The sequence below is a fragment of the Aquirhabdus parva genome (genome assembly GCF_003351745.1).
Lineage (GTDB): Bacteria > Pseudomonadota > Gammaproteobacteria > Pseudomonadales > Moraxellaceae > Aquirhabdus > Aquirhabdus parva.
Map to the genome: position 1 here is coordinate 2,796,271 of NZ_CP031222.1, position 14,778 is coordinate 2,811,048.

The following is a 14,778-nucleotide window of genomic DNA, read 5'->3' on the forward strand; positions in this document are numbered from 1 at the left end:
TTTTGTGAAAAACCACTGTTGTTTCATAAAATTTTTTTAAGTATCAATTCTTACAGAAACAAACAAAAATAATGCTTATTAAAATCAAAGCATTAAAATCAAATATCAAATAGCGATAAAAATGTACTATAAGCTAATATGCTCTTGTTTTTCCTCAGTAACAAAGATAATTCGGTCTGTTTTCTGCTGTTTCGCCTGTTCAAGGGAGTCATGCATTCGTCTCAGCAAGGGATCAATCGCGGCATGATCGAGTGAAATCTGACTCACGGCAAACGTTAATTGCAAGGCTTTTAAAGACTCCAAAATCTTGACCAGATCTTTGGCTAATACGCTGGCACCCGATACAGAGGTATCGCACAGCAAGATCACTAGATCCTGATCATCTAACTGTACGAAAACATCACTGCGGCGAATTCGTCCCAAAACCGATGCAGCAAAGGTCTGCATGGTTTGCACATGATGCACGCGGCCTTCGGCACGAATCATGATCAAGCTGACGGGAATCTTATTGCGCTGATGATAAGGCAGCAAGTAATGGAGGCTGGTGTGTAACGCTTTCAAACGAGGCAAACCACTAATTGGGTTCAAATCGGTTTCAATATCCGATTGCTCATGCCCGGTTTTCTCAAAACGCCAAGCACCAAGCAAAGCAAACAGCACCAATAACGCTTGCAGCGCATGGATCGGCATCGGCACACTGCTTGCCAAGACACCCGAAAAATGAGCGACAACTAAAGCACACACCCCTAAAATCAAACTCTGACTGAGGATAAAGCGTCCGTTTAAGCCTTGTAGCATCGCCAGCATCGCAGCAACAGCAACGCTAAAACCAACCAGAGCAACGCCAGGGAAAAGCGCTAATAAACACACCACAAGTATCGTATCGCAGATACTGGAGGCGACAAACACTTCACGCTTGTTGACCCAGATCATTTGACAGATAAACAGTGCTGCGCTCGCCAGACTATAAGCAAGACAAACCAGTGTAAAAGAGTTCATCAACCATTTTGTCAACGCAGCGATATGCCATTGCCCCAGCGGAATCAGCTCCCACTGCATGGTCCAGCCAAAGACGACCAGCGCCAGCAATCGAATCAGTAGACCCGAAAACTGCTGCTGAGCCAGGCGACGATAGATATTGGGAGAGATTAAAGCTGCAGGACGAGACAACATGAGTTAAGTCACAATGAAAAAAATAAAATGTCTGATGTTTAAGGTGATCATCTGTTCAAATGGCTTTAAAAGCAGAATCAGATCTAAAGTTACTTCCTTGAACAAGCCTTGATCTACAACATTTAACGATCTAAGCGCTGACCTACTATTGTGGTCAACGCACATGCATCAGTAATGAAAAAATGCTCTTAACGAACAGCATCACCCCAAGCAGGAACAACCGCTTGCATCAAAGGTTTCAACAATTTCAATGGGCAAGCAAAAACCTGACCATTATTTAGGAAGTCAGAACCTCCTTTAGCGTCCACCACAGTACCGCCAGCTTCACGAACCAATAGCTCACCTGCAGCGATGTCCCAGCTCTTCAAACCGAGTTCGAAGAAACCGTCATAACGACCCGCAGCCACATAGGCAAGGTCTAATGCGGCAGAACCACAACGACGTATTTGTGCACCTGCTTCGGTCACTGCAAGCAGTGATGCAAAATGCTCTTTTGCAAAACTTTTCACCACACCACCCCGTTCTGCACGATACGGGTGACCGACAGCAAGATTGGCATGTTCAAGGCTGACTTGTTCAGAAACACGCAGGCGTCGCTGATTCAACAATGCACCACGTCCACGGCTCGCACTGAACATCTCATCACGCACCGGATCATAGATGACACCATGTTCGGTCACGCCTTTATACTGCACAGCGATTGAGATGCAAAAATGCGGCAAACCGTTCACAAAGTTTGTCGTACCATCTAAAGGATCAATGATCCAGCACCATTCAGGCTCTGAACCTTCTTGAAAGCCCTCTTCTTCACCTAAAAAACTATGCGTTGGATAGCTTTTACGCAAAGTGCTGATGAGTAAACTCTCTGCATAACGATCGACACGCGTCACTAAGGTCGTCATACCTGCAGAGCCTTTGCTCTCCACTTGAAGATCAATTTTATGGCGGTTTTGATGCGCCTTAAGAATTTCGCTGCCGACCAATTGCGCTGCGCGCGTCGCCATCACCACCATTGGTTCCATGTACCGTCACTCTTTAATAAGGCTTGTCTATAATAAGTCGGGTATTCTAACGTATCTTCTACACCTAGGGCTAGAAAAGCGCTAAAAAAGCATGCTCTCCAATAAAAAAAAGGCGGTTTTCCTACACCTCGCCATATCCGAGATGTATTCAATACATTTAAAGGCGATCATCTCCTCCTGATGAGCAATCAAAAATCAAAATCCGCTTCAACATTCATGAGCACGACAACAACTTTAACTAGACAGTCCACATTTGACCTTTTAGTTAAAAAATGAATATCGTTGTCATTTTTTACTGAAAGTAAAAACGGTCAAGCATGCTAAATTTTGCGTTTACAAATTTAGACATGGTTTATGTAATGCCTCAACAATTCACACCATCTCGCTACACATTTCCCCTGTCAGCGCTAGCACTCGCACTGGCTTCACTGTCTACACAGGGTTATGCCGCAGACAGCAGTACGACTGCAGACGCTCCCCAACAAGTCACGGTCACTGGATCGCGGATTTCGCGTGCGCAAAAAGAAGGGGCAACCAGTGTCACGGTCATCACCAGTGCTGAACTGGAAAAGAAAGGCTACAGCAATGCATTTGATGCCTTAAATGGTCTGACCCAAAATACTGGCTTCACCCAAGGCGCCGACTTCGGCAACACCTTTACCCCTGCGGCAAATGCCATCAGCCTGCGCGGTCTGGGGCCAAACCACACCCTGACCTTGATCGATGGACACCGCGTTGCCGACTACCCAGTGCCTTATGATGGTTCTGAAAACTTCGTCAATCTGGCCAACATTCCCACAGCCATGGTGGATCGCATTGAGATATTAAATGGCGGTGCTTCCGCAATTTACGGATCAGATGCTATTGCTGGGGTGGTCAACATCATCCTTAAGAAGAAATTTGACGGGGTTGAAGTCAATGTCAAAGGTGGTGGCACCAGTCATGGTGGCGAAAATCTACGTTTCCAACTCAGCGGTGGCAAGACATGGGATGATCTCAATCTGGTCTATGGTCTTGAAGTGAGTGGACGCAATCCCATTTGGGCACGTCAACGCGATTTCATGTCGGACCGTACTCGCCTCGGTGAAGCACCGACTGTGGTGTTGGGGCGTAAAGACGCAGAGTCAGGCAAATATCTCAATTTGGGCGGTTGTAATTCTGCAGCAGGATTATTTGGCGGTAGTGTCAGCAGCATTGGCAACCGCTGTGTGAGTGGTAAGGCCAGCCCAGACTTCTGGACCGTACAAACGCTCAATCAAAGTGAAAACGGTTACTTTAGTCTGGACTACACCTTGAATGAACATACTCAACTCTTTGGTAATCTCTTGTTCGGTTTCAACCACACGGAAAACAACACCCGTGGACCCAGTTGGACCTCGGCGGCAAATTCAACGGGCTACTTCCTGAACCAAGCCACGGGCGGATATGAGTCGTGGACCAAACGCTTTGCCCCTGAAGAAGTGGGCGGTGTCGATCACACCAATAAAGAATGGGATGATACCTCGGCGAATGTGAACTTTGGCGTGCGTGGTGATATCGGTGATTCGACTTGGAAATATGAAACCGCTTATAGTGGCTCGACCTACACCAGCAAAGCCAGCGTCTATGGTCGCCTACTCTCAGGTATCGATACTTACTTCCTCGGCCCGCAACTGGGCGTTGATCCCGATGGTGTGCCAATCTACAACCCCAACGTGAACCGCTTGAGTCAACCTTTGTCGCCCACTGAATTCCAAAGTATTTCAGGACGCTCGATTGAACGCGATAAATCATGGCTACACACCATCAGCGCATCAGCCAACGGCGAGTTATTTGATCTTCCTGCCGGTGCGGTGAAATTAGCAGGAGTAGCAGAGTACGGTCGCCAAGGCTTTTCCAACACCCCTGATGCGCTGATCAATCAAGGGGCTTTTTATAATGCTTCGAAAACCAGCAGTTATGGCGGAACCCGCACGCGTCAAGCTGTCGGTACTGAACTATTCATCCCTGTTTCATCACTCCTCAATGTAAACTTTTCAGGACGTTATGACCGCTACGCCCTCTCCGACAGCAGCATCGATAAATTCACCTACGGCAGCAGCTTTGAATTCCGTCCCATGAAGAGCCTGTTGTTTCGCGGTAACTATGCATCAAGCTTCCGCGCACCCGACATGAATTATCTATATCTCAAAGAACAGCATGGCTACTATTCAAATACAACCGATTACTGGCGCTGTAAACAAGCTGGACAACCCTTGAGTACCTGTGATTTCAACAACATGTCCCCAGGTGCTAACTATACTCTGACGGGCAATCAGGCTTTGAAACCTGAGGACGGCAAATCATTTGGTTTTGGCTTTGTCTGGTCACCGACCAAGAAATTTGACCTGTCCGTAGACTACTGGGATATCACCATCAACAATTTGGTCACCAATCTCGACGCGGATAAAATCCTGCGTAATGAAGCAGATTGCCGCAGCGGGATTCGCGACATCAACTCCAGCCTCTGTCAAGATGCCATCTCTCGTGTCGTGCGTAATCCTGATAATGCGGTTGTTGATGCGGGCGTGATCAATCACATCAATATCATTCCGATCAATGCCGCTAGAGAACATGTGGCAGGCGTCGATTTGGTCGGCAAACTGCGCTGGGACAGCGAGGACTTTGGCAACTTCTTATGGACCACTAACTATACCCAAGTGGTACGCCATACCTATCAGCAGTCAGGCGACGATCCAAAAGATAACTACTTGGCTGACCTCACCAATACTGACTGGCCGAATAAGCTCAATACCAGTCTGACCTGGAATCAGGATAAAGTCTCCTCAACGGTATTGCTGAGCCGCAATGGTAAAATTCCTAATGGTGAACAAACAGGCTACCTTAAACCGGGTGTAACCGTTAACTGGAGCGCAAGCTACAAAGTCACTCCGAAAGCCACAGTCTCTCTGATCGTGAACAATGTCTTCAACACCATCAAACGCGACGACACTGGCGGCTGGCCTTATTACCCGGTGGGCAATTACTCCCCGTTTGGTCGTCAAGGCTGGCTGGAGTTTAATTACCACTTCTAAGGTTCACGCATATGTAGACACCATAAAAAGCCCACGTAATACGTGGGCTTTTTGTTGGGAATTTAAAAAAAGACTTGCTAGACAGGTTCTGCATAGTCGACGTTAAGACCAAACAAGTTCACGACATCCAGCAATTGATCACTTTCTGGTTCCAGTGTCGATCGATTCACGAGATAGTCACCATCCCAATCGGCATAACGCGTAGCATTACTGGCCAGATTCAACGCATAGTCATCATTAAACGCGGTTTTCTCACGTTGATTCTGCTCCAGTTGGAAACCTTGCTGCCCCAAAAAGAACACCAAATCGGTCATCGCGTTCTCAAGCCGCCAACCATTTGCGGCATAGAGCGCCATTTGTGGCATCGCATTCAAATCACAGGTCAGCCAAGCCGTACTGCGGGTTTGTAGGCGAATCCGCTCAAAGCTCTCAAACACCTCATAGGTAAAGGAGAATGGATTTTCAAAACGTCCCACACCCACAATATCCCCTTGACCCGCAAACTCAAGCTCAGTTGGCAATACCTGCTCATCAAAATATGCATGGAGCAAGCTGCTCAATGCCTCAACATCTGGAATTTCAAAGGCCGGATAGTACAAGCTCTGTTGCTGATGCGCAGGTTGGTACTGCATCGGGTGGTTTTGCGGCTGATACCGGTACTGCACTTCACCCTCGACCATTGCACTAAAGGCATAAAACGTCACCTCAGACACATGCAACAAATCATAGTGTGCAAGCACTGCTGCCACCAATCCACAGCTTTCCATCAGGCTCCGGCGATAATGTGGAATATGGTGTTCAGGTTCTGACAACACATCAGAGAGATACTGTGAATGAGGGCGCCAGAAATCCCACTCATACACAATACCTTGATCAGTACTTGCCGTGGTCAATACCGCAGGAGTCTTGGCATGTAACGTATTACTCTGATGTCTACGGGCGAGCGGATAAGTGGTTAAAGAAGCCGCAAGCTCTGAAATAGTCAAATGCGTACTGGAATAAACAGGTGGAACGGGTAAAGGTATCTGCTCAGGCACAATTAGCGGCAAAGGATGCGCGGTTAGAGCGGATGTGTTGGGTAAAACTTGTAGTGCGTGTTGAGAGGTTTGAGGTTGGATGGTGTCGATTGGAAGGGAAACTTGTGCATCTAAATGAGGCGGGCTGTGACCCTCATTTGCGCTGTGATGCATTTGGATATCGTGACCACTGATTAGATCATCTATGAAATCAGTCTTTTGAGATGGTGCTCCTGTCGTGTCAGTTTTAGTGCCGAGGGGGGTCGAATCGTCTACTCTTGAATCAGTCATTTGACACGCTCCAATCGTTAAAACTCAACTACGAATGTATAAGATAATGAGTCAAAATTGAAGCTTTTTTTGTCGGCTTGCTGTGAATCTTGCAAATGAATTGTTTCAAAGATTTTACATCACGTATCGTGCAAAAAACTGATCAAACGACATCCGAAACCTTCAAGCTCGTTGTTGTTTGATCAGTGCTTCACATACGCTAGAAGTTAGGTCAGGTATGTTAATCGTCACCTATTAAAGAGCCGCAAGCTTACTTAAAAAAGCACTGACTGAACGGCTAATCCCTGCGGCATCCAAGCCTTCTTCTTTTAGCATCTCCCCATGTTCACCATGAGCAAGGAAACGATCGGACAGCCCTAAATTTAGGACAGGCTTAATGATCAGCATCTGATGCAATGCTTCATTGACCGCACTACCCGCACCAGCCATCACCGCATGCTCTTCAACCGTGACAAAAGCCTGATGGGTTTGCGCAAGTTGTTCAAGAAGCGCAGTATCCAGCGGTTTGATGAAGCGCATATTCACCACGGTGATGCCCAGACCGGTCTCGGCCAATTGTGCCGCTGCTTCAAGCGTCACCGTTGTCCGGCTACCAAAGGCTAGGAACGCAATTTGCTGAGGATGATCCACATTAAACGTTGCTAATACCTCAGCCTTGCCTATAGGGAGTGCGGTAAATGTCTCTTCAATTTTGCTGCCTACACCAGCTCCGCGCGGATAGCGCACTGCGGCTGGACCCGGATGCTGATAGGCGGTATGGAGCATTTGTCGGCATTCATTTTCATCTTTTGGCGCCATGATCACCAGATTCGGTAATGTGCGCATGAAAGCATAGTCAAATGTACCCGCATGCGTAGCACCATCTTCTCCGACCAAACCCGCACGATCGATACCAAAGGTAACGTCCAGATTCTGTAAACAGATATCATGAATCAACTGGTCATAGCCGCGCTGTAAGAAGGTGGAGTAAATGGCAACCACAGGTTTGATGCCTTCACACGCCATACCAGCCGCAAGTGTCAGGGCATGTTGCTCGGCAATCGCCACATCAAAGAATCGATCTGGGTAGCGCTTGGCAAACTCAACCATGCCTGAACCTTCACACATGGCAGGAGTGATCGCAAGAAGGCGCGAATCCAATGCCGCCTGATCGCAGAGAAACTGACCAAAAACATCAGAATATTTGACCGGCTTATGCGAAGCATATTTGGTGCTAACCGCACCGAGCTTATTGGCGCCCAGTTTGGCAATGGCATGGTAACCAATCTGGTCTTGCTCAGCAGGAGTAAAGCCTTTGCCTTTGGTGGTATAGACATGCAATAAACGACAACCTTTACGGTCTTTTAGCGCATTGAGCACACGCAGCAGTTCAGGCAAGTCATGGCCATCAACTGGACCGAAATACTCAAAACCAATAGCTTTGAACAAATTATCGGTGTTAACTTTAAAATGATCTGATGTCGGTTTACGCGCGCGAAAATCCCAATTCGGGCGCTGGCGCACTTCAGGTGTGCCGTCATCATGAACATGGACATAGAGTCCGTTTTGCCATAAACCAGACAGATGGTGTGCAAGTCCTCCGACACTGCCTGAAATCGACATATCATTGTCGTTCAGTACGACCAATAAATCGGCTTGATGCTGAACAGCATCATTCATGGCCTCAAATGCCATACCTGCCGTCATCGCACCATCGCCAATCACGCAGGCAACACGCGCCTGCTGCTGCTGATAGCGCAGCGCCAGCGACATACCGAGTGCGGCGGATATCGAGGTAGATGAGTGGCCCACCCCAAAGGTATCAAATTCAGATTCATCACGCGCTGGAAATGCCGCCAAACCATTTTTACTGCGAATGGTCGGTAACCGTTCACGGCGACCCGTCAGCACTTTGTGCGGATAAGCCTGATGACCGACATCCCAGACCAAACGATCACGTGGCGTATCCAAAATACGATGCAGCGCCACAGTCAGTTCAATCACCCCCAGATTGGCACCAAAGTGTCCGCCACTTTGCCCTGCGGCATAGAGAATATAGGCGCGAAGTTCCGCCGCCAACGTCTGTAGCTCGGCTAAATCGAGGTTTTTCAGCTGCTCAGGGGCATCAATAGCGTCTAATAACGGCGTATCGGGGCGCAGCTCTGGAATTTGGGTATACATCATAGCGTTAAGATATGCCGGAAGCTTAGTTAAAAATATTTGCTAAACCAATGCTTTGTCTATAAGAGTAATCATTCAAAGTCACCGTTTGTATCACAGCAATTGCTAAAACTGCCAATCTAAAGTCGAATCGTATCACTCTCGCGCAAAATGACCTAGTCACAAGATGCAAAAGCATGCCTTGGAATCTAAAACAATGCACGATTTCAGATCAATTGCACATTTGTCATCCAAAATAATGCATTAAAGCAGACTTATGCCCATCGATTCACCAGCAGATCCCCATCGCCTAACAAATCCACGGATAAAAAACGACTTGAAATTCGCAGACCTCAGCCCGATTAATGATAAGTCCGTCTTATGACAGATCTGACATGTCGTCTATACATTCCTTTTGTTTTATCAAACAAACAGAAAAACTTAAATGACATTGTTACTAAGCCACATAGTGGGATCGCACCAAGCGGTCTAAAGCTAGGCTATAATATTAACCCTTTAACGTATGACAGAGCACGTAATGCCAGTAGAGTTCGTTGCTGCATCCAAACTGCCGACCAAGCATGGATTATTTGATATTTCAGTTTTTCAAGATCCTGAATCTGGTCAAGAGCATATCGCACTGTCTATCGGACTCGTTGTCGATCCATCAGTCGCGCCCTCTGATGCTGCAATCAGTACCAGTATCCCAACCTTAGTTCGCTTGCATTCGGAGTGCCTAACCGGTGATGCGTTTGGATCATTACGCTGCGACTGTGGCCCCCAGCTTAATTCAACGCTAGCGCTACTTGCCAAAAAAGGACGTGGCGCACTCCTCTATTTGCGTCAGGAAGGGCGTGGTATTGGGCTACCGAACAAGATCCGTGCTTATGCATTGCAAGATCAAGGCCATGACACACTGGATGCCAACCTGATGCTGGGTCTGCCCGCTGATGCACGCACCTATGAAATGTGTCAGGTGATGCTAAATTTCCTGAATGTACAAAAAGTTAATCTCATTACCAATAATCCAGCTAAAATCGAAGCCTTAGTTGCGCTTGGATTAGATGTCGTCGAGCGGACTCCATTACACGTCGGCGAGAATCCGCACAATGCTGCCTATATTGAGACCAAACAAAAACGTATGCGCCACATCAAAGCTTAGGGGCGAAACAGCCAAGTCTGAGGACAAAGGATTGTCCGTGCTCTTGCTCTGGGGCACTCCTCTATTGGCCTTTTTAGCCTTTTCAGGGCTGTCATCATCCTGGGTACAAGTGCCTTATGATGAATGGCGTCTGACTCAAGTCGTCATCCTACTGTTGCTCTCTGGTTTTGCGCTTTTTAGTACACTTCCTAAAAAATCGATACTCACACCTCAGACCCATCGTCTGCTTTCCATCGGCATTCTGATGACCTTTGCGCTCATCATCATGACCGTGTCACAGGCGCAATACCCTGAACGCGCACTCGCCGATGCTGCACTCTATACATTGCTGCTGGCGGGAATATGGGCACAAGCCATGCTCATGAAACGCGCCCCTGCGCTTGCACCTCAGATTGCAGCGACATTAGCACTACTGCCATTGCTCACCGTGATATTTTTACCCATCAGTATCATCACTGCGGTATTTACTCATCTAGAGTCGGTGTGGCATCAATCCTTTAGTAATATTCGCATGCTGGATGATGCTTTACTGCCGTGCTTATTTTTACTCTGGCAACGTCCTGCATGGCTTGCCTACCAGCCCACTAAAACACACTTTTTTAATGTTGCACTAACCTTTGCGCTCTCCGCCATTTCGATCTTATATTTGATCGCTTTCTGGATGGATGGCGCGCGGGCTGGACTGCTTACCATCATCATGGGTTTAGGTCTGATTGGATTATTGCGTCGTGACCAATGGTCATCATTACGCTTACCCCTTTTCACGCTGGTGGCATCCGGCTTGATCTACGCTCTCCTCGTCCGACTTCTTCCCGCAGATTTTGCGGTCAGTGTCATGCGCACCGATAGCTCCCAGCGTACCCTGCTATGGCAAAAGGCGCTCGACCTTTGGCAGGCCCATCCGGTACTAGGTGCAGGCGGTGATCATTTTGCACTAGCCAAACCTTGGCTACTCAATGCTCACCCACATAATTTACTCTTGCAATGGATCAGTGAATGGGGATTCGCTGGACTATTGACCCTGGTTCTGTTCTTACCCATCATGCTGAACATACTCCGTCATCGGCAAACCTTACCTGCCTTTGCCCTCGCTGCCGTGGCCGCAGTCTGTATCGATGCCATGGTTTCAGGCGTACTGGTCTATCCGCTCAGCCAGATGCTAGGGTTATGGTCTGTAGCATGGTTGATCTCTTTACTACCGAACACGCATCAAACCTCGACTGCATCAAACTCTGATAAAAAGTCTATTGCATCACACTTTCAAATTTGGCAACGAAGCTTTAAGATCGTCACAGCTTGGGCCATAGTTGCGATGCTGGTCATTCATGGCCACGACTTGGTCTGTATCCACTGCATCAGTGTCGATAACGAAAATGCACCACGGTTCTGGCAATTTGGTCGGGCATTACACCTTGAAAAACAACATATTGCGCCCGTCATCGACCCTTAAAAAAAGTATTCGTCATGATGCTATAGAGATAGCAATTGCATATATATTCTTAACCGCTTTAGAGAGATACGATGAATCCTCAAGATTTAAATGCTGCTCCAACATCTTCTGATATTGATCGTGTTCGTACATTTTTACTCGACCTACAAAGTCGCATATGTCAAGGATTAGAAACCGAAGAACAACTGGGCGGTGGCAGCGCACGCTTTGTCGCTGATGAATGGCAACGTCCAGAAGGTGGCGGTGGGCGCTCCTGCGTCTTACAAGGCGGCGATGTGATTGAAAAAGGGGGCGTGATGTTTTCACACATTGACGTGAAGCATCTCCCCGCGTCTGCGACAGCACGTCACCCCCAGATTGAGGGTGCAACAGCACAAGCATTGGGACTCTCTATCGTTATTCACCCGAAGAATCCGCATGTCCCCACGACCCACGCTAATATTCGTCTGTTTATTGCTCAAAAAGAGGGAATGGAACCCGTATGGTGGATGGGGGGTGGCTTCGATCTGACCCCCTACTATCCCGTACTTGAAGATTGTGTCGCGTGGCATCAGCATGCCTTTGAAGTCTGCGCACCGTTCGGGGAGGCAGTTTATCCTGAGTATAAAGCGTGGTGTGACCAATATTTTTATCTCAAACATCGAGATGAACAGCGCGGGATTGGCGGTCTTTTTTATGACGATCTGAATGTATGGGGCTTTGAACGTTGCTTTGAATTCATGCAAGCGGTTGGTCATGGTTTCTTAAATGCTTACCTACCCATTGTGCAAAAACGCAGGCAGACCCCATACAGTGAATCAGAACGTGAGTTTCAACTTTATAGACGCGGTCGTTACGTAGAATACAACTTGGTGTATGATCGCGGCACCTTATTCGGCTTACAAACGGGTGGCCGAATTGAATCGATTCTGGTCAGCTTGCCCAACCTCGTCAGTTGGCACTATCGCCCAGAATGGGCCATCGACTCGCCGGAAGCACGTTTGACGTCATATTTTTTAAAACCCCGTAATTGGTTGCAACTGGATCAACAATCAACATGACCGCTCAAAACTCTATAAAAAAATTCGCCGTGATTGGTAACCCGATTGCCCACAGCCGCTCACCCGAGATCCACCAAGCCTTTGGACGGGAGATGAGCATTCGGCTGCACTATGACAAAATTCTGGCACCGCTGGATCAGTTTGCAGACACTGTTCATGATTTTTTTGCACAAGGTGGTAGTGGCTTAAATGTGACTGTCCCCTTCAAAGAACAGGCCTTTCTACTATGTAACCATCTGACGGAGCGCGCTAAAGCGGCTCATGCCGTCAACACCTTATGGATGGAAAAAGATCAAATCCATGGCGACAATACCGACGGTGCAGGTCTCGTCAATGCGCTCAATTTATTGAATTGGCCGCTCGATAATAGTCGCATTTTGATTTTAGGCGCAGGTGGCGCAACGCGTGGTGTGGTTCTCCCCCTCGCTCAAGCGGGTGCGTTGGAAATCGTCATCGCCAACCGCACTCAAAGCCGTGCGGACTCCTTGGTGGCTGACCTCAGTCCCTTTATTTCACAATCGGCTCAGAACACATCCTTGAGTACCAGCACACTGGTCGATCTGACGGGTCACTTCGACATTATTATTAACGCGACCTCCGCCAGTTTAGATGGTAGTGCTATCACGCTGCCCTACACCCTCACTTTTGATTACGCGTATGAAATGGCTTACGGCAAGCCGTCTAGCTTTATTGAACATGCCAAACAGAAAGATGTGCCTACGGCTGATGGTTTAGGGATGCTGGTCGGTCAGGCTGCAGAAGCCTTCTTTGTATGGAATGGCGTACGCCCATCCATTGAGAGCGCACTATAAGCAGTGTATGAAGAAATATGGACAATAAAAAAACCAGAGTGGATACCACTCTGGTTTTTTTAAATCATGAAGGAGTACTTATTTCGCAGTTTGTGAAATATCAACTTTTAACGTGTCTGAAGTTGATGTTGGCGCACCGAAGGTTCCAGCAGCTTGGCCAGTAGGTTCTACGTCATGGAAGACTACGCCATTTTTCCAAACGACACGCTTCTCAGCAGAACCTTTCTCATCGATAGCTTCTTTTGCAACTTTATGGGCTTTATGTTTCACTTTTTTCACCGCTTCATGGGCGGGCTTTGCTGCGGCTGGGGCCGCTGCTGGCGCTGGCGCCGCAGGAGCAGCTGCTGGCGCATCGGCTGCATATAAAGGAAAGCTGATACCCATTGCTAAAGTAGCCGCTGCAAAAGTCAAACGAGTGAAATGTTTTGACATGTTCATCACGAAACTCCAAGTTAGTTTTCTATATTGATTACTGTATCTAATACAAATATTGAACTTTATATATCATGCTAAGTCAGAACAGATGCTTAGTTTGTCTATTATCTAACCTTAGAGCGCGATAAGAATACGACAAAAATGTTAACCTGCTCATATAAATAGAGTCTAAATGTTATTGAAGGGTGAGTTTATGTGATCATCGCTCAGATGCTGAGCAAAACCAAAAGTAACTACAAAGTAACCCCCTTCAAAAACGTATCATTAATGAATACATAACGTTGAAAAATTTATCATATGCACAAATCTAAATCTGGTGTGAATCAGGCTGCATAAAGCAGTCGACCAGAAAATCCATCACGGCTCGTACGGCAGGGGTATTGTGTAGGTCCTGATGGACGGCCAACCAAATCTCTCGCTCTAATCCACCGTCTCCAAGGCTAACTCGTGCAAGCCCTCCGAGCTCTCCTAAAAAATAAGGTAAGACCGCCACACCCACGCCAGCACACGCAGCGATGCGCTGAATTTCGGGACTGTTGGTGCGCAGAACAATCGGTCGATCCGCCAGATGAGCCGACAGCCAACGCTGTTGCACAGACTGGACCAGACTAGAATCAAGCTCAATAAATACATAATCCTCTGGCTTGGTTTTGGCTAGATAATCTGGTGCTGCATAAAATGCAAAGGGCATTATGCCAATTCTGCGTGCCACCAAGTCGTCTTCCGTTGGACGACTCAAACGTACAGCAATATCCGCCTCGCCATGCGGCAAGGAGGCAATCCGAGTTTCAGCAATCATCGAAAGCAGGATGTTAGGATACTGCTGACGCAGTTTAGCCAGATGTGGCACAATAAAGTTAGCCGCCGTGGCAGGCGGGACGCTGATAGAGACTTCACCACTGATCGACTGCTGCCCAGCCTTGGCAATCCGCCCAATTGAAAAAGCACCCTCCACCATTTGATCGGCAATACTGGCAATTCGCTCGCCGTCTACCGTCAGGACATAGGCACGCGGTCTGCGATCGACCAATTTAAGCTGAAGTGATGACTCTAGCGCCGCAATACGCCGCGCCACCGTGGCGTGGTCAACACCCAGTTTACGGGCTGCGGCTGACAGCGACTTCTCGTGTGAAAACACCGCAAAATAATGTAAATTTTCCCAATCTAACATGTGCATTTTTCCAC

11 protein-coding genes are annotated in these 14,778 nt (G+C 47.7%); 5 read left to right on the forward strand and 6 right to left on the reverse strand.

The window, feature by feature from the left end; genetic code table 11:
* Positions 1–126: 126 nt before the first annotated feature.
* Positions 127–1,173 (reverse strand): GGDEF domain-containing protein, encoded by a 1,047-nt coding sequence (locus tag HYN46_RS12580; protein WP_114899699.1) that lies wholly within the window; start codon positions 1,171–1,173, stop codon positions 127–129.
* A gap of 188 nt (positions 1,174–1,361) precedes the next feature.
* Positions 1,362–2,195: an inositol monophosphatase family protein gene (locus HYN46_RS12585; RefSeq protein ID WP_114899700.1), complete on the reverse strand. Its 834-nt coding sequence runs from the start codon at positions 2,193–2,195 to the stop codon at positions 1,362–1,364.
* Positions 2,196–2,554: 359 nt separating this feature from the next.
* On the opposite strand from HYN46_RS12585, the gene HYN46_RS12590 reads away from it, so the two are divergent.
* Positions 2,555–5,248 carry a TonB-dependent receptor plug domain-containing protein gene (locus HYN46_RS12590; protein ID WP_322887810.1) on the forward strand — a complete coding sequence of 898 codons (2,694 nt, stop codon included), beginning with the start codon at positions 2,555–2,557 and terminating at the stop codon, positions 5,246–5,248.
* 77 nt (positions 5,249–5,325) lie between these two features.
* Here HYN46_RS12590 and HYN46_RS12595 read toward each other — a convergent pair whose 3' ends face one another.
* Positions 5,326–6,555, reverse strand: coding sequence for a hypothetical protein (locus tag HYN46_RS12595; RefSeq protein ID WP_114899701.1), 1,230 nt, complete (start codon positions 6,553–6,555; stop codon positions 5,326–5,328).
* A 234-nt stretch (positions 6,556–6,789) separates the two neighbouring features.
* Complete coding sequence (gene dxs / locus HYN46_RS12600) at positions 6,790–8,718, reverse strand: 1-deoxy-D-xylulose-5-phosphate synthase (protein ID WP_114899702.1); 1,929 nt, start codon at positions 8,716–8,718, stop codon at positions 6,790–6,792.
* Positions 8,719–9,232: 514 nt separating this feature from the next.
* Here dxs and ribA point away from each other — a divergent pair.
* From ribA to aroE, 4 genes are all read left to right on the forward strand, one after another.
* Positions 9,233–9,856 (forward strand): GTP cyclohydrolase II, encoded by a 624-nt coding sequence (ribA, locus tag HYN46_RS12605; protein ID WP_114899703.1) that lies wholly within the window; start codon positions 9,233–9,235, stop codon positions 9,854–9,856.
* Positions 9,857–9,893: 37 nt separating this feature from the next.
* Positions 9,894–11,306, forward strand: coding sequence for an O-antigen ligase family protein (locus tag HYN46_RS12610; RefSeq protein ID WP_228254946.1), 1,413 nt, complete (start codon positions 9,894–9,896; stop codon positions 11,304–11,306).
* A gap of 71 nt (positions 11,307–11,377) precedes the next feature.
* The gene (gene hemF, locus HYN46_RS12615) at positions 11,378–12,346 is read left to right on the forward strand and encodes an oxygen-dependent coproporphyrinogen oxidase (protein WP_114899705.1); all 969 of its coding nucleotides are present in this window, start codon (positions 11,378–11,380) and stop codon (positions 12,344–12,346) included.
* On the forward strand, positions 12,343–13,158 hold the full coding sequence (gene aroE / locus HYN46_RS12620) for a shikimate dehydrogenase (RefSeq protein WP_114899706.1): 816 nt from the start codon (positions 12,343–12,345) through the stop codon (positions 13,156–13,158). Before hemF ends, aroE begins: the two co-directional genes overlap by 4 nt.
* 78 nt (positions 13,159–13,236) lie before the next feature.
* Here the strand turns inward: aroE and HYN46_RS12625 are convergent, their stop codons facing one another.
* Together HYN46_RS12625 and HYN46_RS12630 are read right to left on the reverse strand one after the other, a co-directional pair.
* On the reverse strand, positions 13,237–13,596 hold the full coding sequence (locus HYN46_RS12625) for a hypothetical protein (protein ID WP_114899707.1): 360 nt from the start codon (positions 13,594–13,596) through the stop codon (positions 13,237–13,239).
* 304 nt (positions 13,597–13,900) lie between these two features.
* Positions 13,901–14,764: a LysR family transcriptional regulator gene (locus HYN46_RS12630; protein WP_114899708.1), complete on the reverse strand. Its 864-nt coding sequence runs from the start codon at positions 14,762–14,764 to the stop codon at positions 13,901–13,903.
* Positions 14,765–14,778: the final 14 nt, after the last annotated feature.

What these genes read in the sequence shown, in the direction of transcription:
- HYN46_RS12580 (WP_114899699.1), bottom strand. Translation starts at nt 1,173, where the DNA reads ATGTTGTCTCGTCCTGCAGCTTTAATCTCTCCCAATATCTATCGTCGC.
- HYN46_RS12585 (WP_114899700.1), bottom strand. Translation starts at nt 2,195, where the DNA reads ATGGAACCAATGGTGGTGATGGCGACGCGCGCAGCGCAATTGGTCGGC.
- HYN46_RS12590 (WP_322887810.1), top strand. Translation starts at nt 2,555, where the DNA reads ATGCCTCAACAATTCACACCATCTCGCTACACATTTCCCCTGTCAGCG.
- HYN46_RS12595 (WP_114899701.1), bottom strand. Translation starts at nt 6,555, where the DNA reads ATGACTGATTCAAGAGTAGACGATTCGACCCCCCTCGGCACTAAAACT.
- dxs (WP_114899702.1), bottom strand. Translation starts at nt 8,718, where the DNA reads ATGATGTATACCCAAATTCCAGAGCTGCGCCCCGATACGCCGTTATTA.
- ribA (WP_114899703.1), top strand. Translation starts at nt 9,233, where the DNA reads ATGCCAGTAGAGTTCGTTGCTGCATCCAAACTGCCGACCAAGCATGGA.
- hemF (WP_114899705.1), top strand. Translation starts at nt 11,378, where the DNA reads ATGAATCCTCAAGATTTAAATGCTGCTCCAACATCTTCTGATATTGAT.
- aroE (WP_114899706.1), top strand. Translation starts at nt 12,343, where the DNA reads ATGACCGCTCAAAACTCTATAAAAAAATTCGCCGTGATTGGTAACCCG.
- HYN46_RS12625 (WP_114899707.1), bottom strand. Translation starts at nt 13,596, where the DNA reads ATGAACATGTCAAAACATTTCACTCGTTTGACTTTTGCAGCGGCTACT.
- HYN46_RS12630 (WP_114899708.1), bottom strand. Translation starts at nt 14,764, where the DNA reads ATGTTAGATTGGGAAAATTTACATTATTTTGCGGTGTTTTCACACGAG.